The organism is Streptomyces sp. NPDC007084, assembly GCF_040703595.1.
Lineage (GTDB): Bacteria > Actinomycetota > Actinomycetes > Streptomycetales > Streptomycetaceae > Streptomyces.
The window spans coordinates 145369-166714 of record NZ_JBEYFY010000006.1 but is presented as its reverse complement, the minus strand read 5'-3'; the positions used below and the strand labels follow the sequence as shown (position 1 = coordinate 166714).

Below are 21346 nucleotides of genomic sequence, written 5' to 3'. Positions count from 1 at the left end.
CAGGTGCACCACGCCGGGCCCGGCTGCGACGACGGGACGAGAGACGAGAGCGGCCCCGCCGGTCGAGCGGGGCCGTTCTCGTCGTACGCGGAGAGGTTCCGGAGGTCGCCCCAGGGCTCAGCGGGAGGCGGGCTCCAGCCGAGCGGCCCCGGCCGTCTCCTCCTGGCCCGCCTGGTCCCCCTGGTCCGCGTGGTCCGCCTCGGAAGCGGGGGCCTGCGTGCCGTCCTGCTCGGTGCCCTCCGGGCGCCGGGTCCTCGGGATGGCCAGGGTGGCGAGACCCGCGAGGGCCACCACCCCGGCGCCGACGACCAGCGCGGGCCGCAGTCCGTCGACGAAGGTCTGCGCCGTCGCGTAACCGCCCTGCGCCGAGAAGATCGAGGACATGACCGCGATGCCGAGCGCGCCGCCCACCTCGCGGAGCGCGTTGTTGGCGCCGGAGGCGATGCCCTGCTCCTGCGGCCGGACGCTGGACATCACCAGGTTGGACGCGGGGGCGAAGTAGAGGGACATCCCGATGCCGCTGATGATCAGCGCGGGCAACTGCGCGCCGTACGAGGCGTCGGCGGCCACCACGGAGGCGTAGTACGCGAGTCCGGCGGCCTGGAGGAAGAGCCCGGTCGCCACCACGGGGCGCCCGCCGATCCGGTCGGACAGGTAGCCGGCGATGGGCGCGACGAGCATCGGCATGCCGGTCCAGGGCAGCATCCGCAGGCCCGCCTCGGTCGGCGAGTAGCCGAGCACGCCCTGCATGTACTGGCTGAGCAGGAAGATCGAGCCGAACATGCCGAGGAACATCAGCAGGCTGGCCGCGTTGATCCCGGCGAAGGCACGGGAGCGGAAGAGCCGCATGGGGAGCATCGCGTTCCTGGCCCGGCTGCCGTGCACCACGAATCCGGCGAGCAGCGCGGAGCCCGCGAACAGGGCGGTGAGCACGAACGGGGTGGTCCAGCCCTCGGCGGGCCCGCGCACCAGGCCGTAGACGATGCCGAAGAGACCGCCGCTGGCGAGCAGGGTGCCGGGGAAGTCGAGCGGGTTGCCGTTGCCGAAGGACTCGGCGAGCCGCAGCCGGGCGAGCGGGAGGACGGCGAGGCCCAGCGGGACGTTCAGCCAGAAGATCCAGTGCCAGGAGACGTGTTCGGTGAGGCTGCCGCCGATGAGCGGCCCGGAGGCGACCGCGAGTCCGTTGACGGCGCCCCAGATCCCGTACGCCATTCCGCGTCGCGCGGCCGGGACCGCGGCGGTCAGCAGGGTCAGCGTCAGCGGCATCATGATCGCCGCGCCGACGCCCTGGACGGCCCGGGCGGCGATCAGGGAGTCGATGCCGGGGGCCATGGCCGCGGCGGCGGATGCTCCGGTGAAGATGCTCAGGCCGACCAGGAAGAGGCGGCGGCGCCCGAACCGGTCACCGAGGGCCGCGCCGAACATCAGCAGGACGGCGAAGGTGAGCGTGTAGGCGCTCACGGTCCATTCGAGGTCGTCCAGCGCTCCCCCGAGGTCCTCGCGGATCGAGGGCAGCGCTGTGGTGACGACGAGGTTGTCGAGGGCCGCCATGAATCCGGCGACGCTGGTGATGACGAGGGCCCATCCGGCACCGCCACGCCGCTTGGCCGGCGAGCCGGGTCCGTCCTGGTCCGCGGGGCCGTTGGCTTCCGCCCGCCCGTCGGCTTCCGCCGGCCCGTTCGCTTCCGCCGGCCCGTTGGCTTTCGCCGAGCCGCCGGCGTCCGCTCCCGCGGGTCCGTTCTCTTCTGTCCGTGCCGTCCGCTGTGACATCGCTCCCCCAGAGAGATGCGTGGATCATCGGTTAGTTATTGATGACTAACTTTCGCGGGCACGAAAAGGCGCGGAAATCCGCCCTCGCAGCGCCCCTACTTACTTCTCCAGCCGGCCCGTGACCCGCGCCGACGGGTACAGCCCTTCCCAGACCCGGTGCTCGGGCGGGAACCCCATCGCCACCAGGCAGTTGATGAGCATGCCGTACGCCATGAAGGTCGCCGTGTCCTCGGACCGTGCGCCGAGCGGCAGGTGAACCGTGTCCCAGAGCCGCATCCAGCCGGCCCGTACCGCCTCGCCCAGCTCGCGATCGCCGGCCTCCTCGGCCGCCGCCACCGCGACGTACATCTGCATCTGCATGAGCAGTCGCTCGGGGTGCTCCGAGATGACCTTCACATAGGCGTTCGCCATGGAGTGCAGGGCTTCCTCGCCCTCCAGACCCTCGGCGGCGTCTCCCATGGTGCGCCGCGTCAGCTCCATGCAGTGCTCGGCGGCCGCCAGGAAGATCGCCTTCTTGCTCGGGAAGAGGCGGAAGAGATACGGCTGCGAGACACCCACGCGCTTGGCGATCGCGTCCGTGGACGTGCCGTCATAGCCGCCCCGGGCGAACTCGCTCATCGCCGCGCGGATGACGCTCTCGCGCCGCTCCTCTGCGCTCATCCTGACCATGCGGCTAAGTTAGTACTCAATCACTAACTACGTCAAGGGGGGTGCGGCGGGGTTGCCGGAAGCGGGTTCGGGGCGCCGGAAGGGGGCTCCCAGGGGCGACGAGGCGGGGACGAGGGCGGGACGAGTAGAGGCGTCCGCAATAGACGAGTAAGGGGCGTCCGCAATAGGCGGGCGCCCCTTACCGGAGTCCTTGACCGTGGGCCGAGCGTGCACCAACCACGCACCGACCATGTGCCGGGCGCTACGGGCCGGCCGCTCGGGCCGGTCGCACGACCGCTAGACCGGCCGTACACCCTCTACGCCACTCGCACGACCGCCAGGCCAACCACTCGACCGCTAGGCCAGCCGTACGACCGCGCGGGACATCCCCAGCACCTTCTGGCCGGCGCTCGTGGCCGTGAGGTCGACGCGGACGGTGTTGTCGTCGAGCTTGGCGCCGATCTTGGCGCTGACCTTGATGGTGGCGCCCTTGTCGTCGTTGGGGACGACGACCGGCTTGGTGAAGCGGACGCCGTACTCCACGACCGCGCCCGGATCGCCGACCCAGTCGGTCACGACCCGGACGGCCTCGGCCATGGTGAACATGCCGTGCGCGATGACGTCGGGGAGACCGACCTCGACCGCGAACTTCTCGTTCCAGTGGATCGGGTTGAAGTCCCCGGAGGCGCCCGCGTACTGCACGAGCGTGGCACGCGTCACCGAGAAGGTCTGGGCGGGCAGCTCGGTGCCGACCTCGACGTCCGCGTAAGAGATCTTCGCCGCCATGTCAGCCCACCTCCGCCGCGCGCGCGACCAGCTTGGTGATCGCCGTCACGACATGCTCGCCCGCCTCGTCGTGGACCTCGCCCCGGACGTCCAGGATGTCGTTGCCCGCCAGGGACTTGATCGACTCGATGGTCGAGGTGACCGTGAGCCGGTCACCCGCGCGCACCGGGCGGGTGTACGCGAACTTCTGGTCACCGTGCACCACCCGGCTGTAGTCGAGGCCCAGTTGCGGGTCCTGGACGACCTGGCCCGCGGCCTTGAAGGTGATGGCGAACACGAAGGTCGGCGGGGCGATCACGTCGGGGTGCCCGAGTGCTCGCGCGGCCTCGGGGTCCGTGTACGCGGGGTTACCGTCTCCGACGGCCTCCGCGAACTCGCGGATCTTCTCCCGGCCGACCTCGTAGGGGTCGGTGGGCGGGTAGGACCGCCCCACGAAGGACTGGTCGAGCGCCATCGGCTCGGCACCTCCTGGTTGTCTTCACTCTCTGACACCGGCGGACCCGGTCGTACCGGACACCTGCCGGGGAACCCGTACCGGGGGATCTGTACCGGGAGATCCGTACCGGACACCTACCGGGGGATCCGTACGGAGGACCCGTACCGGACACGGTTGTACACGTGCACAAGGTCGCACAACGACGCGAGGCCGCCCCCCGCGAAGGGGACGGCCTCGTGTACGAGCCTGATTTATCGCGTTTCGCGGTGCGCGGTGTGCGCGTTGCAACGCGGGCAGTGCTTCTTCATCTCCAGTCGGTCCGGGTCGTTACGCCGGTTCTTCTTGGTGATGTAGTTCCGCTCCTTGCACTCCACGCAGGCCAGCGTGATCTTCGGGCGGACGTCGGTGGCAGCCACAGGAGTGCTCCTTGACGAACGGATGGGACATTAATGCATAGAAGAGTAGCCGATCGAAGGACCGACCCCGCAATCGGCTACCGTCAGTAGCGGTGACCGGACTTGAACCGGTGACACAGCGATTATGAGCCGCTTGCTCTACCGACTGAGCTACACCGCTTTGATGAGATCGGCCCCCGCCTCGCGACGGGAACCTCTCACACCAGAGCCCCAATACGGAATCGAACCGTAGACCTTCTCCTTACCATGGAGACGCTCTACCGACTGAGCTATTGGGGCGAGCGATGAAGACATTACACGGTCGCCCGCCGATCGCCCAAATCCGTTTCGCGGCACCCGCCCCGTCCTGTTCCCCGGCGTTCGCCCGGCCGTTCCCGGGACCTCTCAAGAGCCCCCGGCGCCCCGGGAATCACACGCGGTGACGGGGGCGGGACGAGGCCGTCCCGGACCCCGTGGGCGGCCCTTCCGCCGTCGCCCGCACCTTGCCGGTCGCCCCTCCCCCGCACTGCCGCCGGGCTCCCGTGCAGGTCCCGGGCCTGTCCGGCGGTGTCCGGCGCCGTCCGCCCCTGCCCGGCCCCTGCCCGGCCGGCGCCGCGCCGACGGACCACACCGGTACGACTATTGCGCTCCTCCCCGACGTTGACGGATCACCGTCCTAGGCTCGACTCACGCTGCGTGATCTTGTGTCCCTCTCTTGTATCGCCCTCTCGTGTCCCCCGCCGCGCAGCCGTCCCTCCCGCAGCCGCCCCCGAGCCCAGGAGTGCGATGCCCGACCGACAGCAGCAGCCTCACTCCTCCTCGGGACAGACCGAGACGGCCGCGCTCCTGCTGTGCGGAGCGCGCCTCACCGACGGCCGGACCGTGGACGTACGGCTGGGCGGCGGACGCATCGAGGCGGTCGGCACCGCCGGGAGCCTGGCGGGCGCCTCCGGAGCCCTCGCCGCGAAGGTGGACCTGGACGGCTACCTCCTCCTGCCGGCGCCCGCCGAACCCCACGCGCACAGCGACACCGCCCTGACGGCGGACGGCGACGGCCCGCTCGCCTACGACGACCAGGAGATCCAGCGCCGGGCCACCGAGGCCGCCCTGCTCCAACTCGGGCACGGCGCCACGGCGTTGCGCTCCCACGTGCGCGTCGGCGACGTACAGGGGCTGGACGCCCTGGCGGCGGTGCTCCAGGTACGGCGGTCGCTGCGCGGGCTCGCGGAGCTGACGACGGTGGCGATGCCACGGGTGCTGACCGGCGCGGCGGGGGCGGACGGGCTCGCGATGCTGCGGGACGCCCTGAAGATGGGCGCCTCCGTGGTGGGCGGCTGCCCGGACGCCGATCCCGATCCGGCGGGATACGTGGAAGCCGTCTTGGAGTTGGCCTCCGAACACGGCTGCCCGGTCGACCTGCACACGGACGCCGCCGACCCCGCGCGGCTCTCGAGGCTCGCGGCGATGGCCGGCGGACTGCGCCCCGGCGTGACACTCGGACCGTGCGGCGGTCTCGGCGAACTGCCGGCCGAGGTGGCCGCCCGCGCCGCGGACCAACTCGCCGCGGCCGGCGTGACGGTGGTGTGTCTGCCGCAGGGCGGCTGCGGCGCGGCGGACCACCGCGCCACCGCTCCCGTACGACTCCTGCGGTCGGCCGGGGTACGCGTGGCGGCCGGCAGCGGCGCCCTGCGTGACGTGTCCAACCCGGTGGGCCGCGGAGACCCGCTGGAGGCCGCCTACTTGTTGGCCTCCCGCTACGGGCTGCGCCCCGAGGACGCCTACAAGACGGTGAGTTGTGCGGCGCGGGCGGCGCTGGGGCTGCCCGAGGTACGGGTGGAGGCGGGCTTCCCGGCGGAGTTGCTGGCCGTCCGGGGCGACCGGCTGGACGGGGTGCTGTCCCTCGCGTACAGCCGGATCGTGGTGCACCGGGGGCGCGTGGTGGCGCGGACCAGCGCGGTGCGGGAGTACTGCAACTCGGCGGCCGCGTCGGGGCTGGACCTTCCTCGGCAGGGGCGTGGGGGGCCTTCTTAGGGACGGCGCCTTCGCCGGAGGGCGCGGGCCACTTTGCATCCGGGAGCGCGGGCCTTCTTACGTACGGGGGCGCGGGCAGCCTTATGGGGAAGCAGGGGTCCGCCCGGCCCCCGGAGTGTTTCCCCGGAGGCCGGTGAGCGGGTGGACCGGTGACCCGGCGGATCGGTGGATCGGTGACCCGGCGGATCGGTGGATCGATGACTCAATGGATCGATCACCCGGCGGATCGGTGCGCGGGGCGGGGTTTCTAGAACTCGCCGGTGTCGCCGGTGTCGCCGGTGTCGCCGGTGTCCGTGTCGGTGCCGCCGAGCAGGCCGCCACCCAGGAGGCCGGAGCCGGCGCCGGGGAACTTGTCCGCGGGGAGTTCCGTGGCTCCCTTGGGCGCGCTGACGTCACCGGCCTTGGTGAGCTTCAGGACGAGGGGCAGCTTGGTGCCCTTGGGGCCGTCGGCGAGGGCGCCGAGGTCGACGCGGAGCTGTCGCAGGTCGCCGTTCTTCAGGGTGAAGTCGGCGGAGACCTTCTTGTCCGGGGCGTCCTTGAGGTCCTTGGCGGTGGGCAGTTCCATGCCGGCCGGGAGGTCGCTCTGGAGGGGGCGAAGCTTGGCGACGATGCCGGTGACCAGGTCACGGAAGTTGCCCGTGGCGACGACGTGTTCGACACCGTCGGCGCCGTCCTTGGTGCGGAAGGTGACCTTGCGCCCGAGGACCGAGCCCACCGCGTCCAGGATCTTCCGCTGCGTCTTGGCGTCGATGTCACCCGAGTCGCCGGAGCCGCCGGCCCCCTTGGCGCCCCCGGACTTCTGCGCGTCCTTGAGCGCCTTGGTGTCCATCTTCATCCAGGCGCCTACGAAGAGTTTCTTCATCTCCTTCTGGCTGGGCGGGACATCGTCGGCCGACGGGACGGGGAAGCCCATCGCCTTGCCGAGTGCCTTCATGTCGGTGCGGTAGTACGTGAAGTCGCCGACGACGCGGTACTCGGCGAGGACGCCGTCGGCGCCCGCGATCCTCAGGCTGGTCCCGACCAGGTCCTTCTCGCCCGAATCGGCCAGCGGCTTCTTCGACTTGACCGAGACGTCGACGTGCAGGGTGCTCAGGATCCTGGCGGCCGCCGGCGGAAGGGCGTCGTCCGAGTCGCCGGCGAGGGCGTTGATCGCGTCGGCGTCGGCGTCGAGGTCCAACCGGAAGGAGAGGGACTTCTGTTCGCCGAGCCGGTCGACGGCGCGGTCCAGCTTCTGGCCGGCGGTGAGGTTCTCGACCGTGCCGCAGGCTGCCGCCGTGGTCAGAAGGGCGACGGTGCAGCCGGCCGCGGTGACGGTCTTGCGTATGGCGGTGATGGTGATCTCCTCTACGTCGCCGTGCGGGCCGCCCGGCGATCCTTCGTTCGCGTGTTTCAGTCGTGCTCGACGCGACCACGGCGCATCCGTCGCACCGGGCCCGTCGGCCCACCTCAGAGGCGCCCGAAGCGCCCTGTGCGTGCTGTGCGCCCTGTGTGTCCACAGTGATCACCCATGTGACTCATGAGTTGTCCACAGGGTTGTGCGGCGAACGTCTTCCTCCGGGCGTACGGTCGGAGACATGCGCATTGTCATCGCTGGAGGTCATGGTCAGATCGCGCTGCGGCTGGAGCGACTGCTCGCCGCGCGCGGGGACGAGGTCGTGGGGCTGATCCGCCACGCCGAGCAGAGCGACGATCTGCGGGCGACCGGCGCGGAGCCGGCCCTGTGCGACCTGGAGTCGGCATCGGTGGACGAGGTGGCGGCACACCTGCGCGGGGCGGACGCGGCCGTGTTCGCGGCGGGCGCGGGCCCGGGCAGCGGGGTGGACCGTAAGCAGACGGTGGACAAGGGCGCGGCGATCCTCTTCGCGGACGCGGCGGAGCGGGCAGGCGTACGGCGTCACGTGGTCGTCTCCTCGATGGGCGCCGACCCGGACCACTCCGGCGACGAGATCTTCGACGCCTATCTGCGGGCCAAGGGCGAGGCCGACGCGTACATCCGCGGCCGTCAGGGCCTGGACTGGACGATCCTGCGCCCCGGCAGCCTGATCGACGACGCGGGCACGGGTCTCGTACGACTGGAGGCGTCCACGGGCCGAGGCACGATCCCCCGCGACGACGTGGCCGCGATCCTCGCGGAACTGGTCGACACCCCGGCGACGGCAGGCCTGACCCTGGAGGCGATCGGCGGCTCGACCCCGATCTCGGTAGCGGTGAAGTCGGTGGCGGGGAACTAGCCGGGCTGGGGTGCGCAGGCGCCGGCCAGGTCAGAGGTGAGTGGCGCGCTACGACGGCTGGCGGCGGCACCCAGCCACGGGCTGCGGGCCGCACCGTCCGACGGCGGGCCGCACCGTCCGACGGCGGGCCGCACCGTCCGACGGCGGGCCGCACCGTCCGTCACGACCTGACGGTCACGGGGCACACTGATGTCATGTCATCGCGTCGCAGACACTGCCCCGAGTGCCGCCGGGAGATCGCCGTCGTCGCGGGCCGCTTCGCGCGTCACGATCCGCCCGGCGCGCGGGAGAGCACCGAGCTGATCTCGTGCCCGGGCTCGCGCCGCCAGGCCCAACTGGGCGCGGCCCAGCCAACCTTGGACGGCTACACAGTCCCAGCCTTCCCGGGCCAACTCCCCCTGTTCTGACGCGCCAGGTGACCCGACCCGCGTCCCACCTCGTCAGGAACGGCGAAAGGTCTGTGATCAGTCGGGCTCTCCAGGCGTGCCAGTACCAGGAACCTCCAGGGGACGCCGGGCAATGGCTCCACTGCCGCTCGCCCGGTCAGCAGGACTGGTGTGTGGGCGTCTCTGATCCCGCTGGGAAATTGAGGGCCGGGTAGGTTGCCGACCTGAACGGGCACGCGGAAGGACGGGCGAGCGGCCTTCGCTCGCTCTCAACTGTCGCGGCGGCTCGCGGTCCAGGGCTCTGGCGGCTTCGAGCACCTGCCCCGAGAAGCGCCGCAGCCACAAGGTGCTGGGCACCGTGGTGAACCTCGTGATCCCGAAAAGGAACGAGCTGTCGGCTACTTTCAGGATCAACTTGGGTGCGGCGCCTCGCCGCGTTGGAAAGTTCACCAAGGCCATGTAGACGTCCCGCCGAAGCTTCGGTACCGAACCGAGATCAAGGCAGACGAAGTAAGCGGCACTCGTCAGAAGCAGCACCCCCCCTGCAATAGCTTTTCTTGAGAAAGCACTGGGCGTCAACGACGCCACAAGACCCAAAACGCAAAAGCTGCCTGCCACGAAGACCAGCGCGAAGGCCAGGAGGCGCGTGAGGAATTTAACTCCGGACACGAGTCCGCCGGGGGCCGGCACATTCGCGATCGTCACCACCGCAGGAAACTCGGCAGGATGATGGATCTCGCTTTTCCTCGCCAATGCGCTCGCATAACTCAGGCAGTAGGTGTACAAGGACGGCCGATAGGCACCCCAATGAATATCCGTCCTGAACCACCATTGGCGTGCGTCGAGCATGGCAACCTTGTCGGCAAGCCACTGAGGTACGGCTTCCCTGGAAAACTCAACGGCTACCGACTGATGTCTCAGACCCGCCTCAGCCACCAGCAGGGCCAGGCCGTCCGCGAAGTCCGTTTCGGTCTCGACCATTTCAAGGATCATGGCTCGCAACGGCGGATAGGACATGCTGGCCACCACCAGACCGGGTTGCTCGGCCACAAGGTCCACTCCCGTGGCCGCGGCGAGCCGCATTGCGGCCGGCGCATCAACGGAGGCGTAGCTGCTGAAAAGCTGGACCAGCCGTGCACGGTCGTCCTGGACCAGATCCCGGAAAAGGTCCTCCAGCGTCCTCCGCGGCCTTCGCCCGTACGCAGTCAGCCACTCTTCCGATTCCTTGAGTACGACATTGAACAGATGCAGTCGTCGCAGCCAGGCGTCGTCCCACGAACCGGACGGCGTCCGGGACAGGAATGCCGACTCGGCTGCCGAGTGCACCTCCCACGACTGGTGGTCGTACAACTGCGTCTCCAGGAAGCAGCGGCCCATGACCAGGCTGTCGACTCCACCGTCGCTTAGTTCTCGCAGGGCGTCGGCGCGGTGAGCCCTGGGCAGGAGAGCCAGGGCGAAGGGGATGACCTCTTCGAGGCGGGATGCCGTGTACGAGTCCGCGTTGGCCGCGAAAGCGTGGTGTGCGGCCATGAGTTCAGCCCAACCCTCACTACGTCCCTCAGCGGCCTCCTTCGCAGCGAAGAACTCGCAGAACGTGAGGTGGATGAAGCGGTAGCTTTCCCCGATGCGCTCCTCAGAGATCAGGCCGGTCTCCTTGGAGAGGTCGCGAAAACGCTGTTCGGCCTCCTCCTTGCCGCACCCGTAAATGTCGGCCACGACATCGACCGCACGTGCCCAGGACAGCGAGTTCGCCGCTTGTTCCGGATCACACATATGCTCAAAGGCCAGCCGTCCAAAAATGGTTTCTCTCTGTTCCCGCAGCAAACTTTTCGCGGGCATCTCCAACTGCCTGCCGCGTCTGGCGACGAGAAGTTCCTCAACGACCCTGGAGTAGAACGCCGTACGAGTATCAACTGCCACCCCCTTGGCCCCGTGCTGGTCGTGACTGACGTACATGGCGAGTACCAACGGATTACTGCACATCTCTCTGAGGGTGGGACGGTCCGTCAGGTTGTTGTAAAGCCGCAGAATTTCGGCTCGCTTATCCCCGGCGTAGTGCGGCCACTTGGTGAGGAACACGTAGATGTCCTCGGGCGAGAACGGCCGGACATGGAAGACCGGCGGGAAGTCGGCCTCCAGGTGGCCACTGACCTGACTGTGAAACTGTGAGCGCATGGTGAGCACGATGGAATTGCGCGGGCTTTCGGCGACAAGTCGACCGCTGAGGGCACGCAGGGTGGCGGCGACGCGTGGATAGTCGCTGCCGGCGACCTCATCGAGTCCGTCGAGGATGAGAAAGAGTCCCCCGCCTGTGACGTACGCGTCGAACAAATCCCCCATCTCGAAGCCTTGGACTTTGGCAACGTGGTCGCGCAAGAACTTGACGGCCCAGGTGGCCCTTGCTTTGTCCGTGGTGACGTTCTTCGGTGGGGTGAAGCGCTTCAACTCGACCAGAACTGGGAGCCGGTGACCCGAGCGGAGCGCCATCGCCTCCCGGCACGCGTCCCGAAACATCTTCTTGGCCAGCGAGGACTTGCCAGAACCTGGGTCGCCGACCACCCGCACGCGGGACATGCCCTGGATCTCGAGGACGTCACCGGAGTACACGAAGGATGCTGCGCCGTTCTCCAGCTTCAGGGCCACGAACGCGCTGTCGGCCTCAAGGTGTGCGGCCCCGTCCCGACCGGGGACCTGGAGGAACCGCGTATGCGGGTCGCCGAGTCCGGAGCGGCAGTACTCCTTGAGACTCATTCGCTTGGCGAGCGAGCTGCGCGACCATTTGGCGAGCCGGAAGAGTACCGCTTCCAACCACATTCGAACGTTCTGCCTCAGGAACGATCCGATACGTCGCGCCAACATGTAGATCAACGGGGCGACGACAAGCGTCACGACCGCAGTGACAAGGACAGTCTTCAGGTCCACCGCAGAGCTGACCCTGCCGAGGTTCGGCGCCGCCAGGCCCACGTCCAGTCTCACGCGTTCCGCATCCGACAGATCCATCCAGTCCCCCCAGGCCGCCAACACCCAACTGAATAGCAGAACGTGATGCACCCCAAGCCCAGGGTGACTGAATCGTGATCGCGCCCCCCGAGATACCCGACGGGATCTAGCTACGAAGCCTGAGCCCTTCGCAACGACGGCACAGGCGCAGGAACGCACTGACCGGTGGGATCAACGCCGACCCGTGTGGAGGGACGACGACGATGAGTCCCCCACCGGAGACAAGGCCCCTTCGAACCAAAAAGAAGAAACCCCCTCCGATCCACGTTTCCGCAGATCGGAGGGGGTTTACCTTCATGTGGCGGCGCCAGGATTCGAACCTGGGAAGGCTAAGCCGGCAGATTTACAGTCTGCTCCCTTTGGCCGCTCGGGCACACCGCCGGGGTTGCTGCCTGAACCCCGCTTTTGGGCGGTGCTCCGTGGCAACGACGTAAACGATACCCGATGCTCGGGGGTGCTTCGCCACCCGATTGATCGAGCCCTGGGGGGAAGGGGGTGGCTAGGCTTATGCGGATGCGGCCGGGGCCTACGCCGGGCTCGACGGCCGCCCCTACGCACCCCGATACAAGGAGCCACAGGACATGGCCGACTCCAGTTTCGACATCGTCTCGAAGGTCGAGCGGCAGGAGGTCGACAACGCCCTCAACCAGGCCGCGAAGGAGATCTCGCAGCGCTACGACTTCAAGAACGTCGGCGCCTCGATCTCCTGGTCCGGCGAGAAGATCCTCATGGAGGCGAACTCCGAGGAGCGCGTGAAGGCCATCCTCGACGTGTTCGAGACCAAGCTGATCAAGCGCGGCATCTCGCTGAAGTCGCTGGACGCCGGTGAGCCGCAGCTCTCCGGCAAGGAGTACAAGATCTTCGCGTCCATCGAGGAGGGCATCTCCCAGGACAACGCGAAGAAGGTCGCGAAGATCATCCGCGATGAGGGCCCCAAGGGCGTGAAGGCCCAGGTGCAGGGTGACGAGCTGCGGGTCAGCTCGAAGAGCCGTGACGACCTCCAGGCCGTCCAGGCGCTCCTCAAGGGCAAGGACTTCGACTTCGCCCTGCAGTTCGTGAACTACCGGTAAGCGGCGGCAGGGCGGGGGCCCGCGGACAGGGCCCACGGATGAGGAGGGTGGGGACCCCGAGTGCCCACCCTCCTCGGCTGTCGATTTCCTCGGCTGCCGGTTTCCCGTGGCTGTCGGTTTCCCGTGGCTACCGGTCTCTTCGTCCGCCGGTCTCGGTCACGCCGGTACGCGCCGGTACCCCTCGCGCGCCGCGTACTCAGTCGCGTGAGTCGCCGAACAGCACCCGGTAGATGATCAGCAGCACGAGCGAGCCGCCGATCGCCGCCGCCCAGGTGGCGCCGTCGTAGAAGTGCTTGCTGATGGGGTGGTCCAGCCAGCGGGCCGATATCCAGCCGCCGATGAACGCGCCCGCGACTCCGATGAGGGTCGTGCCGACGAAGCCTCCCGGGTCGCGGCCCGGGAGCAGCAGCTTGGCGATGGCGCCCGCCAGCAGCCCCAGAATGATCCAGCTGATGATGCCCATGCTCTGAACCTGCCCTTCCGCACCGTGGCCACGCCGTCCCGAACCTGTGAATCCGGTCCTCCGTGCCGCTTCGGGAGGGAAGACGCGGGCATGGCTCTCGACGGTTGCAGTGATCGAGCGGCCGGTGGGTGCCGTATCCGACGCGGGGTCAGGGTGCTCCGGTCGGGCCGGATGTCGCCGTGCGCAGGGCGAAGTCTCTCCAGGGCTGGAGGTCCGCCCCTTCGTTCGACTCCTCGTACCAGCCCGTTCCGTCGAGCCAGGTGCGCAGCCAGGTCGCCAGGTCGGGCGCGTCCACGTACCAGGCGTGGCCGGCCTCGTCGGCGTTCGGCTCGTAGAGCAGGACCGTGCCGTCGGGGTCCTGGCAGTCCACGCACGCGTACATCCCGCAGCCCCAGTGGGATATCGGCAGGACGCCCTCGGGCCAGGGCCACTCGGGGTCCTTGCGGCCGCTCTCGCGGCTGGCCCGGTACTGCGGGACGACCGCCGGCTCGCCGGAGGGCGGACCTTCGAGCAGCGGCAACAAGCCGTACTCCGGGCCGAATCCGCCGTCTCCTATCCGCAGGTAGAGCGAGGCGAGCAGGGCGGGCAGCGGGAAGCCGAGGGCGGCCTCGGCGCGGGCGACCTCGGCCGTGTCCACGGGCGCGGGGAGGGAAGGCCAGCCCCAGGGGCGGGTGTTGCGGGCCTGTGTGGCGACCCGCGCCAGCAACTGCTCGATCTCGGTCATGGGTTCATCATGCAGCGCGCCACCGACAATCGGGCAGCCTGTGGACAACCCTCCCGCGCGACGCCGGCGGGCACGGGCCCAGCCGAGCCGAACTCACCGGCGTAGCCGAATCCTTGGCGGGCCCCGCACGAGCCCGCGCTCCACTTCGGGGAACGCGAGCCGGTGCCCTCAGCGCGCCAGGGAGACGGCGAAGGGCTGGAATCCACGGCGTCGTAGGACGTGGGGGACGAGCAGGATGAGCGCTTCGGTGGCGCGGGCGGTGGTGATGCCGCCGAGGTCCTCGATCCAATCGGGCTGCCAGCCAAGGTCGCCGAGCAGGGCCGCGGTGGCCTTCTTGGCGGCGTCGTCATCGCCGGACAGGTACACCGTCGGCGGGGTGGCCAGGGTCTCCGGAGCCGTCATGACCATGAAGAGCATGGTGTTGAGGGTCTTGACCACGTGAGTGGCGGGCAGGGCGTGCTGGAGATGCTCGGCCAGACTGCTGCCGGGGTAGACCAGGTCTCCGGGCAGGCCGTCGGCCGTGTCGCGGGTGGCGTTGGAGACGTCGACGAGGATCTTGCCGACGAGTTCGGCGCGGAGGTCCGTCAGGCGTTCCAGGGCGGTGTCGCCCGGCGTCGCGTTGATCACGATGTCGGCGGCGCGGGCGGTGGCGCGCTGGTCTGCGAACCGGACCGACGGGCCGATGCCCGCCGCGCCGGGGGCGGTCGGCTCGTCGGGGGTGCGGCGGCCGAGGATGACGGTGTGTCCGGCGGCGGCGAGGCCGCGGGCGAGGTTACCGCCGACGCGCCCCGCACCGAGAATGCCGATGGTGGTCATGGCTGGTGCTCCTTGTGGTTGGCGGGCCGGTCAGGCGAGGGGGCCGAGCACCTTGACGGCGGCGGCGTGGATGCCGGGGGCGGCGGCGAGGAAGTCGGAGCCGGCCAGAGTCCAGGGTGTTCCGTGGATGTCGGTGACGGTGCCTCCGGCCTCACGGACCAGCAGGGCGCCGGCCACCAGGCCGGAGCGGACGTCGGAGAACTGCCAGAAGGCGTCCATGCGTCCGGCGGCGATGTGGATGAGCTGCAGGGTGGCGGGGACCGAGACCCGTACGACAAGGCCGTTGACCAGCATGGCGGTGACGGACTCGCCGATCTTGCGGAAGGTGGAGACGTCCTCGCCGGGCTTTGCCTGGCCGGTGCCGACCAGGGCCGCGCCCAGGTCGGTCTTGGCCGACACGCGCAGGGGTGCGCCGTTGAGGTGGGCGCCCTGGCCGGCGAGCGCGGTGTAGGTGTCACCGGTCAGCGGGAGGTCGACGACGGTCAGCACGGGCTGGTTGTCGCGCACCAGGGTGGCGGTGACTCCCCAGTCGGGCATGCCGTGGACGTGGTTGATGTTGCCTTCGGCGGGGTCCACGATCCACCACTCGCCCTCAGGGAGCGCGCCGCCGGCCAGTTCGTCCTCGGCCCACCGCGAGCCCGGCCTGGCCTCCAGGAGCGGTTCGCGCATCACGGCCAGGACGGCGTCGTCGTTGGCGTGGATCTCGTTCACGATCTCGTCGAGGGCCGTTCCCCGGGCGTGCTGGGTGTAGCGCTCGCGGAGCGTCGCTCCGGCGGTCTGGACGATGGAGGTGACCTCGGAAAGCAGGGTGGTGTCGAGTTCGGTGTACGGGGCCATGGCGTGCTCCTGGTGACGTTGCGGTGGACCGAGGCGGCGGTTGCCGTGCCTTCGATGAACTCGACGCTAGAGGCCACGCGAATTAACAACAAGTGCATGTTAGGCACCTATACATTTACTCCCATGCACTTGGACCTGAACCTGCTCACCGCCCTGGACGCACTGCTGGAAGAGGGCAGCGTGGCCGGCGCGGCGGCCCGTACGCATGTCACTCCTCCGGCGATGAGCCGGTCGCTGGGCCGCATCCGCAAGGCGACCGGGGACGAGATCCTGGTCCGCTCCGGCCACACCATGGTTCCGACCCCCTACGCGCTCGCCGTCCGCGAACAGGTCCACGCCCTCGTCCGGCAGGCGCACGAGGTGCTGTCCCCGGAGCGGCCGATGGACCTGAGCACACTGGACCGCGTCTTCACGGTCCGCTGGCACGACGCCCTCGCCGAGACCTGCGGCCCCGCGCTGCTGGCCTCGGTCCACCGCCAGGCCCCGCGCGTCCGGCTGCGGCTCGTCGCCGAGTCCGGTTCGGACACCCCCGACCTGCGCCGGGGCGAAGTGGATCTGGAGTCGGGCACGGGCACGCCCGCCTCGCCCGACGTACGCCACCGGCTGATCGGGGAGGACCGTCTCGTCGCCGCCGTCCGGCCCGGACACCCGCTGACCGCGGGGCCGTTGACGGCCGAACGCTACGCGGCGGCCGAGCACGTCACCGTCTCCCGGCGTGGACGGCTGCGGGACCCGGTCGACGATGTCCTGGCGGGCCTCGGACTGGAACGCGGGGTCGTCGCGGCCGCTCCGACGGCGGCGACCGCCCTGCGCCTGGCCTGCGACACGGACCTGGTCGTCACCGTCCCCGAGGCGAGCACCAGGGCGGCACGCCTGCACCTGGGCCTGACGGCACTGCCCATGCCGGTCGAACTACCGCCGATCCCGCTGTACCTGGCCTGGCATCAGCGCCACGACAACGACCGCGCTCACACCTGGCTGCGCGAACAGGCGGAGACGGCCCTGCGCACCCTGTTCACCCCGGGGAGCGAGCCGGCCCGGTGACCCCGGAAGCGCATGGCTTCCCCCCTCCCCTCGCTTCCTACTCCCCGCCTCCCCTCCCCCGCTTCCCACCGCGTACGGAGGGGCGCGCCGCCCTAGGAGCGCGCGAAGGGTTCGTCCGTGCGCACGATCTCGCGCCCCAGCGGGAACAGCGAGACCGGGATGAGCTTGAAGTTCGCGATGCCGAACGGGATGCCGATGATCGTGAGGCACATGGCGATGCCCGTGACGATGTGGGCCAGCGCGAGCCACCAGCCCGCGAGGACCAGCCACAGCACGTTGCCCACACAGGACGGCGCGCCCGCGTCGGCACGCTCCACCGTCGTATAGCCGAAGGGCCACAGGGCGTAGACGCCGATGCGGAAGGCGGCGATGCCGAACGGGATGCCGATGATGGTGACGCAGAGGATGAGGCCCGCCACCAGGTAGCCGAGGAACAGCCAGAAGCCGCTCAGGACGAGCCAGATGACGTTCAGAATTGTCTTCACCGCTGACGACCTGCCATCTGCTCTAGGCGGGAGATGCGCTCCGCCATGGGCGGGTGCGTGGAGAACATCTTGGACAGTCCCTGTCCCGGGCGGAAGGGGTTCGCGATCATCATGTGACTCGCCGTCTCGATGCGCGGCTCGGGGGGCAGGGGAAGCTGCTTGGTGCCGGCGTCGAGCTTGCGCAGCGCGCTCGCGAGGGCGAGCGGGTCGCCGGTGAGCTGGGCGCCGGACGCGTCCGCCTCGTACTCCCGGGAGCGGCTGATGGCGAGCTGGATGAGGGAGGCGGCGAGCGGGCCCAGAATCATGATCAGGAGCATGCCCAGGATGCCGGGGCCGTCGTCGTCGTTCGAGCGGCCGACCGGGATCAGCCAGGCGAAGTTCACCAGGAACATGATCACGGAGGCGAGCGCGCCGGCCACGGAGGAGATCAGGATGTCCCGGTTGTAGACGTGGCTCAGCTCGTGGCCGATGACGCCGCGCAGCTCGCGCTCGTCCAGGATGCGCAGGATGCCCTCCGTGCAGCACACCGCCGCGTTGCGCGGGTTGCGGCCCGTCGCGAACGCGTTCGGCGCCTCCGTGGGCGAGATGTACAGGCGCGGCATGGGCTGGCGGGCCTGCGTGGAGAGGTCACGGACCATGCGGTAGAGCGCGGGGGCCTCGAACTCGCTCACCGGGCGGGCGCGCATCGCGCGGAGCGCCAGCTTGTCGCTGTTCCAGTAGGCGTACGCGTTCGTCCCGAGCGCGATGACCAGCGCCACGATCAGACCCGTACGCCCGAAGAAGCTGCCGATGACGATGATGAGTGCGGACAGTCCCCCGAGGAGTACGGCGGTCCTGAGCCCGTTGTGCCGGCGGTGCACGGTACGCCCTCCAAGTGGTGCGGCAGGGGAACCCTTTGCTTGCTGCTGCTGTGCTTCCACTCTTCAGTGGAACCTCCCGCACTGGTCAACGCCAGACGGGAGGCTCTAGTTCCCTTGTGCGCGCGGCCCGGCGCGTGGGCCGTCCGGGTGAGCGGAGGCGACGTCCACGCGCGCGTGGCGTTCAGGACCGGTGCACGCGCGCGTGGCGTTCACGGCCGGGTGCGGTGCGGTCCCTGTTCGGCGGGACGGGAGGCCCGACGCGTGGTCGGGGGAGGCCGGACCGGTGGTCAGAAGAGGCCGGTATCCGAGAAGCGCAGGACGAGCTGGGGTGCCCCGGAAAGGGCGACGCCCAGTACGGCCGTCAGGGCGATCGCCGCGGTCAGCGGAGCGGGGACGCGATGGGTGCCCGCCTCGCCCTCGGGGGCGCGGAAGAGCAGCGCCGTCCACTGGAGGTAGTAGAAGAGGGCGATCACCACGTTGACGGCCATCACGACGGCCAGCCAGCCGAGCCCCGCGTCGACGACCGCGGCGAAGACGGTCGCCTTGGCGAAGAGGCCGATGATGCCCGGGGGCAGGCCCGCCAGGCACAGCAGGAAGAAGCCGAGGACCAGGGCGGCCAGCGGGTTCCGCGCGTACAGGCCGCGGTAGTCGCTGATCCGGTTGAGGGGGCTCGTACGGGCCACCAGGGCGGCGACGGCGAAGGCGCCGAGGTTCACGGCGGCGTACATGAGGGCGTAGGCCACCGTGGAGCCGATGGCCTTCCGGGCGTCCTCGGAGTAGGCGGCGGACGCGATCGGCACCAGGAGGTAGCCGGCCTGTCCTACGGAGGACCAGGCGAGCAGGCGTACCGCGCTGTACGCGCGCGTGGAGCGCTGCCGGAGGGCGCCGACGTTGCCGACGGTCATGGTGAGGGCGGCCAGCGCGGCCAGCGCCGGGCCCCAGACGTCGGCGTACGACGGGAAGGCGATGACGGTGACGAGGATCAGCCCGGAGAAGCCGACCGCCTTGCCGACGACCGACAGATAGGCGGCGATCGGCAGGGGCGCGCCCACGTAGGTGTCGGGCACCCAGAAGTGGAAGGGCACGGCGGCCGTCTTGAAGGCGAAGCCGACGAGGGTGAGGACGACGCCGGCCTGGGCGAGGGTGTGGAACTGTCCGTCGACGTGCTGGATCCGGTCGGCGATCCGGGTGAGGTGCAGGGTGCCGGTCGTCGCGTAGACGAAGCTGACGCCCATCAGGCTCACCGCGGTGGCGGTGACGGAGGACAGGAAGAACTTCAGGGCCGCCTCGGAGGACTTGCGGTCGCCGCGCCGGATGCCGACGAGGGCGAAGGCGGGCAGGGAGGCCACCTCCAGGGCGACGATCAGGGTGGCGAGGTCGCGGGAGGCGGGCAGCAGGGCGGCGCCGGCGGCCGAGGACAGCAGCAGGAACCAGTACTCCCCTTCGGGGAGTTCCTTGTCGGCGTCCTTCAGCGCGGTGACCGACAGCAGCGCGGCGAGCAGCGCGCCGCCGAGGACCAGGAGCTGGATGACCAGGGTGAAGCGGTCCGCTACATAGCTGCAGGCGTCCGCCTCGCCCGTCAGGCAGAACGTGGCCCGGTCGCCGTCCAGCAGCGGCAGCAGCATCAGGGCGGACGCGGCGAGGCCCGCCACCGAGACCCAGCCCAGGACTGCCTTGCGGGCCTCGCCGAGGAAGAGGTCGGCGACGAGCACGACGAGTCCGACGACCGCCGCGAGGGTGGGCGGCGCGATGGCGAGCCAGTCGACGGACTGGACCAGGGAAGTCATCGGGTGCCTCCTGCGAGGAGCTGCTGTACGGCCGGGTCGGTCAGGCCGAGCAGGGCCCGGGGCCACAGGCCGGCGACGACGGTGAGGGCGACGAGCGGCGTCCAGGCGGCGAACTCGTAGCTCCGCACGTCGGCGAGTTGTGGCGCCTCCGGCGCGGCGGTGCCCATGCAGACGCGGCGGACCACGATGAGCATGTACGCGGCGGTGAGCAGGGTGCCGAACGCGGCGATCGCCATGAAGGTCAGATAGGCGGGCCGGCTGAGGGCGTCGGCGGGCTTGAACGCGCCGAACAGGGCCAGCATCTCGCCCCAGAACCCGGCCAGGCCCGGCAGGCCGAGCGAGGCGACGGCGGCGAAGGCCAGCAGGCCGCCGAGGCGGGGGGCCTTGCCGTACAGCGCGGCGCCGGTCCGGTCGGCGAGGGTGTCGAGGTCGGTGGTGCCCGTGCGGTCCTTCAGCGCTCCGACGAGGAAGAAGAGGAGGCCGGTGATGAGGCCGTGGGCGATGTTGGCGAACAGGGCGCCGTTCACGCCGGTCGGGGTCATGGTCGAGATGCCGAGCAGCACGAAGCCCATGTGGCCGACGGAGGAGTAGGCGATGAGCCGCTTGAGATCGCCCTTCGCGCCCCGCTTGGCGAGGGCCAGACAGGCCAGCGAACCGTAGATGATCCCGACCACGGCGAGGGCGGCGAGGTAGGGCGCGAAGGTGCGGAAGCCGTCGGGGGCGACCGGCAGCAGGATCCGCACGAACCCGTACGTGCCCATCTTCAGCATGACGCCGGCGAGCAGGACCGAGCCGACGGTCGGCGCGGCGGTGTGGGCGTCCGGCAGCCAGCTGTGCAGCGGCCACATCGGCGTCTTGACCGCGAGCCCGATCCCGATCGCCAGAACGGCGATGACCTGCACGGATGTGCTCAGCGACCGGCCGTTGTCAGTGGCGAGTGCCACCATGTCGAATGTGCCCGCCCTGATTCCGATCAGGAGCAGGCCGAGCAGCATGACGACCGAACCGAGCAGGGTGTAGAGGATGAACTTCCAGGCCGCGGCCTGGCGTCGGGCGCCTCCCCACCGTGCGATGAGGAAGTACATCGGGATGAGCACCATCTCGAACGCGAGGAAGAACAGCAGCAGGTCGAGGACGGCGAAGGTCGCGAGGGTGCCGGTCTCCAGGACGAGCAGCAGCGCGACGAATGCCTTCGGGCCCGGACCCGAAGGCATCTTGAAGTAGGAGTACAGCGCGCAGAGGAAGGTCAGCAGCGCGGTCAGCACCAGAAGGGGGAGGGAGATGCCGTCGATGCCGAGGTGGATCCGCACGTCGAGTGCAGGGATCCAGCTGATGTCCGTCGTGGCCTGCGTCTTCGACGGATGGTCGTGGTCGAAGCCGAGCGCGAGGACGATCGCGGCGATGAGGACGACGCCGGTGACGGCCACGCCGTGCCGCAGCACCGCCTGCTCGGGCGACTTCCCCTTCAGTCCGGGCGGGGCCGGCAGCAGAGCGGCGGCGGCCCCGATGAGCGGGCCGACGACGATCAACGCGAGAAGAAGCCGCATCACGGACTCACTGATATCGATCACGCCTGC

Annotated in this window: 19 protein-coding genes, 3 tRNA genes and 1 pseudogene; 5 read left to right on the top strand and 18 right to left on the bottom strand. The window is 69.8% G+C overall.

The annotated features are described in order from the left end of the window. Positions 1–117: 117 nt before the first annotated feature. From AB0912_RS08385 to AB0912_RS08355, 7 genes are all read right to left on the bottom strand, one after another. On the bottom strand, positions 118–1770 hold the full coding sequence (locus tag AB0912_RS08385) for a DHA2 family efflux MFS transporter permease subunit (protein ID WP_366697170.1): 1653 nt from the start codon (positions 1768–1770) through the stop codon (positions 118–120). A gap of 99 nt (positions 1771–1869) precedes the next feature. Further along, positions 1870–2439, bottom strand: a complete 570-nt coding sequence (locus AB0912_RS08380; RefSeq protein ID WP_366697169.1) for a helix-turn-helix domain-containing protein — start codon at positions 2437–2439, stop codon at positions 1870–1872. Between the two features lie 336 nt (positions 2440–2775). Beyond that, positions 2776–3204 carry a MaoC family dehydratase gene (locus AB0912_RS08375; protein ID WP_366697168.1) on the bottom strand — a complete coding sequence of 143 codons (429 nt, stop codon included), beginning with the start codon at positions 3202–3204 and terminating at the stop codon, positions 2776–2778. Position 3205: 1 nt separating this feature from the next. Further along, positions 3206–3658, bottom strand: a complete 453-nt coding sequence (locus tag AB0912_RS08370; protein WP_366697167.1) for a MaoC family dehydratase N-terminal domain-containing protein — start codon at positions 3656–3658, stop codon at positions 3206–3208. 233 nt (positions 3659–3891) lie between these two features. Then, positions 3892–4056 carry a 50S ribosomal protein L33 gene (rpmG, locus tag AB0912_RS08365; RefSeq protein ID WP_004571794.1) on the bottom strand — a complete coding sequence of 55 codons (165 nt, stop codon included), beginning with the start codon at positions 4054–4056 and terminating at the stop codon, positions 3892–3894. An 87-nt stretch (positions 4057–4143) separates the two neighbouring features. Next, positions 4144–4216, bottom strand: a tRNA-Met gene (locus AB0912_RS08360). Between the two features lie 46 nt (positions 4217–4262). Further along, a tRNA-Thr gene (locus AB0912_RS08355) sits at positions 4263–4335 on the bottom strand. Between the two features lie 486 nt (positions 4336–4821). Here AB0912_RS08355 and AB0912_RS08350 point away from each other — a divergent pair. After that, positions 4822–6066 carry an amidohydrolase family protein gene (locus AB0912_RS08350; protein ID WP_366697166.1) on the top strand — a complete coding sequence of 415 codons (1245 nt, stop codon included), beginning with the start codon at positions 4822–4824 and terminating at the stop codon, positions 6064–6066. 247 nt (positions 6067–6313) lie between these two features. On the opposite strand, the gene AB0912_RS08345 is transcribed toward AB0912_RS08350, so the two are convergent. After that, entirely contained in the window at positions 6314–7243 is a 930-nt protein-coding gene (locus AB0912_RS08345) for a hypothetical protein (protein WP_366697165.1), read from the bottom strand. 397 nt (positions 7244–7640) lie between these two features. Here AB0912_RS08345 and AB0912_RS08340 point away from each other — a divergent pair, with 397 nt between their 5' ends. Together AB0912_RS08340 and AB0912_RS08335 are read left to right on the top strand one after the other, a co-directional pair. Continuing rightward, entirely contained in the window at positions 7641–8297 is a 657-nt protein-coding gene (locus AB0912_RS08340; protein WP_366697164.1) for an SDR family oxidoreductase, read from the top strand. A gap of 194 nt (positions 8298–8491) precedes the next feature. Beyond that, positions 8492–8704: a hypothetical protein gene (locus AB0912_RS08335; RefSeq protein WP_366697163.1), complete on the top strand. Its 213-nt coding sequence runs from the start codon at positions 8492–8494 to the stop codon at positions 8702–8704. A gap of 57 nt (positions 8705–8761) precedes the next feature. Here AB0912_RS08335 and AB0912_RS08330 read toward each other — a convergent pair whose 3' ends face one another. Further along, on the bottom strand, positions 8762–11683 hold the full coding sequence (locus AB0912_RS08330) for an NACHT domain-containing protein (protein WP_366697162.1): 2922 nt from the start codon (positions 11681–11683) through the stop codon (positions 8762–8764). 299 nt (positions 11684–11982) lie between these two features. Further along, positions 11983–12064 (bottom strand) — tRNA-Tyr (locus AB0912_RS08325). A 200-nt stretch (positions 12065–12264) separates the two neighbouring features. On the opposite strand from AB0912_RS08325, the gene AB0912_RS08320 reads away from it, so the two are divergent. Further along, positions 12265–12753 (top strand): YajQ family cyclic di-GMP-binding protein, encoded by a 489-nt coding sequence (locus tag AB0912_RS08320; protein ID WP_366697161.1) that lies wholly within the window; start codon positions 12265–12267, stop codon positions 12751–12753. Positions 12754–12949: 196 nt separating this feature from the next. On the opposite strand, the gene AB0912_RS08315 is transcribed toward AB0912_RS08320, so the two are convergent. The 4 genes and pseudogenes from AB0912_RS08315 to AB0912_RS08300 all read right to left on the bottom strand — a co-directional run bounded on the left by AB0912_RS08315 (position 12950) and on the right by AB0912_RS08300 (position 15593). After that, positions 12950–13216 carry a GlsB/YeaQ/YmgE family stress response membrane protein gene (locus AB0912_RS08315; protein WP_366697160.1) on the bottom strand — a complete coding sequence of 89 codons (267 nt, stop codon included), beginning with the start codon at positions 13214–13216 and terminating at the stop codon, positions 12950–12952. Between the two features lie 148 nt (positions 13217–13364). Continuing rightward, positions 13365–13940 (bottom strand): SMI1/KNR4 family protein, encoded by a 576-nt coding sequence (locus AB0912_RS08310; RefSeq protein ID WP_366697159.1) that lies wholly within the window; start codon positions 13938–13940, stop codon positions 13365–13367. Positions 13941–14108: 168 nt separating this feature from the next. Further along, a pseudogene (locus AB0912_RS08305) lies at positions 14109–14765 on the bottom strand (NAD(P)-binding domain-containing protein); the annotation flags it as partial. A 21-nt stretch (positions 14766–14786) separates the two neighbouring features. Then, on the bottom strand, positions 14787–15593 hold the full coding sequence (locus AB0912_RS08300) for an inositol monophosphatase family protein (RefSeq protein WP_366697158.1): 807 nt from the start codon (positions 15591–15593) through the stop codon (positions 14787–14789). Between the two features lie 123 nt (positions 15594–15716). Here AB0912_RS08300 and AB0912_RS08295 point away from each other — a divergent pair, with 123 nt between their 5' ends. Continuing rightward, a complete protein-coding gene (locus AB0912_RS08295; RefSeq protein ID WP_366697157.1) occupies positions 15717–16637 on the top strand; it encodes a LysR family transcriptional regulator in 921 nt (306 codons plus the stop codon). 92 nt (positions 16638–16729) lie between these two features. Here the strand turns inward: AB0912_RS08295 and AB0912_RS08290 are convergent, their stop codons facing one another. From AB0912_RS08290 to AB0912_RS08275, 4 genes are all read right to left on the bottom strand, one after another. Continuing rightward, positions 16730–17122 carry a YccF domain-containing protein gene (locus AB0912_RS08290; RefSeq protein ID WP_366697156.1) on the bottom strand — a complete coding sequence of 131 codons (393 nt, stop codon included), beginning with the start codon at positions 17120–17122 and terminating at the stop codon, positions 16730–16732. Next, positions 17119–17982 carry a zinc metalloprotease HtpX gene (gene htpX, locus AB0912_RS08285; RefSeq protein ID WP_366697155.1) on the bottom strand — a complete coding sequence of 288 codons (864 nt, stop codon included), beginning with the start codon at positions 17980–17982 and terminating at the stop codon, positions 17119–17121. The genes AB0912_RS08290 and htpX overlap by 4 nt, the downstream gene beginning before the upstream one ends. Positions 17983–18269: 287 nt before the next feature. After that, positions 18270–19769 carry an NADH-quinone oxidoreductase subunit N gene (locus AB0912_RS08280; RefSeq protein ID WP_366697154.1) on the bottom strand — a complete coding sequence of 500 codons (1500 nt, stop codon included), beginning with the start codon at positions 19767–19769 and terminating at the stop codon, positions 18270–18272. Continuing rightward, a complete protein-coding gene (locus AB0912_RS08275) occupies positions 19766–21340 on the bottom strand; it encodes an NADH-quinone oxidoreductase subunit M (protein WP_366697153.1) in 1575 nt (524 codons plus the stop codon). The genes AB0912_RS08280 and AB0912_RS08275 overlap by 4 nt, the downstream gene beginning before the upstream one ends. Between the last annotated feature and the right edge of the window lie 6 nt (positions 21341–21346).

What these genes read in the sequence shown, in the direction of transcription:
- AB0912_RS08385 (WP_366697170.1), bottom strand. Translation starts at nt 1,770, where the DNA reads ATGTCACAGCGGACGGCACGGACAGAAGAGAACGGACCCGCGGGAGCG.
- AB0912_RS08380 (WP_366697169.1), bottom strand. Translation starts at nt 2,439, where the DNA reads ATGGTCAGGATGAGCGCAGAGGAGCGGCGCGAGAGCGTCATCCGCGCG.
- AB0912_RS08375 (WP_366697168.1), bottom strand. Translation starts at nt 3,204, where the DNA reads ATGGCGGCGAAGATCTCTTACGCGGACGTCGAGGTCGGCACCGAGCTG.
- AB0912_RS08370 (WP_366697167.1), bottom strand. Translation starts at nt 3,658, where the DNA reads ATGGCGCTCGACCAGTCCTTCGTGGGGCGGTCCTACCCGCCCACCGAC.
- AB0912_RS08350 (WP_366697166.1), top strand. Translation starts at nt 4,822, where the DNA reads ATGCCCGACCGACAGCAGCAGCCTCACTCCTCCTCGGGACAGACCGAG.
- AB0912_RS08340 (WP_366697164.1), top strand. Translation starts at nt 7,641, where the DNA reads ATGCGCATTGTCATCGCTGGAGGTCATGGTCAGATCGCGCTGCGGCTG.
- AB0912_RS08335 (WP_366697163.1), top strand. Translation starts at nt 8,492, where the DNA reads ATGTCATCGCGTCGCAGACACTGCCCCGAGTGCCGCCGGGAGATCGCC.
- AB0912_RS08330 (WP_366697162.1), bottom strand. Translation starts at nt 11,683, where the DNA reads ATGGATCTGTCGGATGCGGAACGCGTGAGACTGGACGTGGGCCTGGCG.
- AB0912_RS08320 (WP_366697161.1), top strand. Translation starts at nt 12,265, where the DNA reads ATGGCCGACTCCAGTTTCGACATCGTCTCGAAGGTCGAGCGGCAGGAG.
- AB0912_RS08315 (WP_366697160.1), bottom strand. Translation starts at nt 13,216, where the DNA reads ATGGGCATCATCAGCTGGATCATTCTGGGGCTGCTGGCGGGCGCCATC.
- AB0912_RS08310 (WP_366697159.1), bottom strand. Translation starts at nt 13,940, where the DNA reads ATGACCGAGATCGAGCAGTTGCTGGCGCGGGTCGCCACACAGGCCCGC.
- AB0912_RS08300 (WP_366697158.1), bottom strand. Translation starts at nt 15,593, where the DNA reads ATGGCCCCGTACACCGAACTCGACACCACCCTGCTTTCCGAGGTCACC.
- AB0912_RS08295 (WP_366697157.1), top strand. Translation starts at nt 15,717, where the DNA reads ATGCACTTGGACCTGAACCTGCTCACCGCCCTGGACGCACTGCTGGAA.
- AB0912_RS08280 (WP_366697154.1), bottom strand. Translation starts at nt 19,769, where the DNA reads ATGACTTCCCTGGTCCAGTCCGTCGACTGGCTCGCCATCGCGCCGCCC.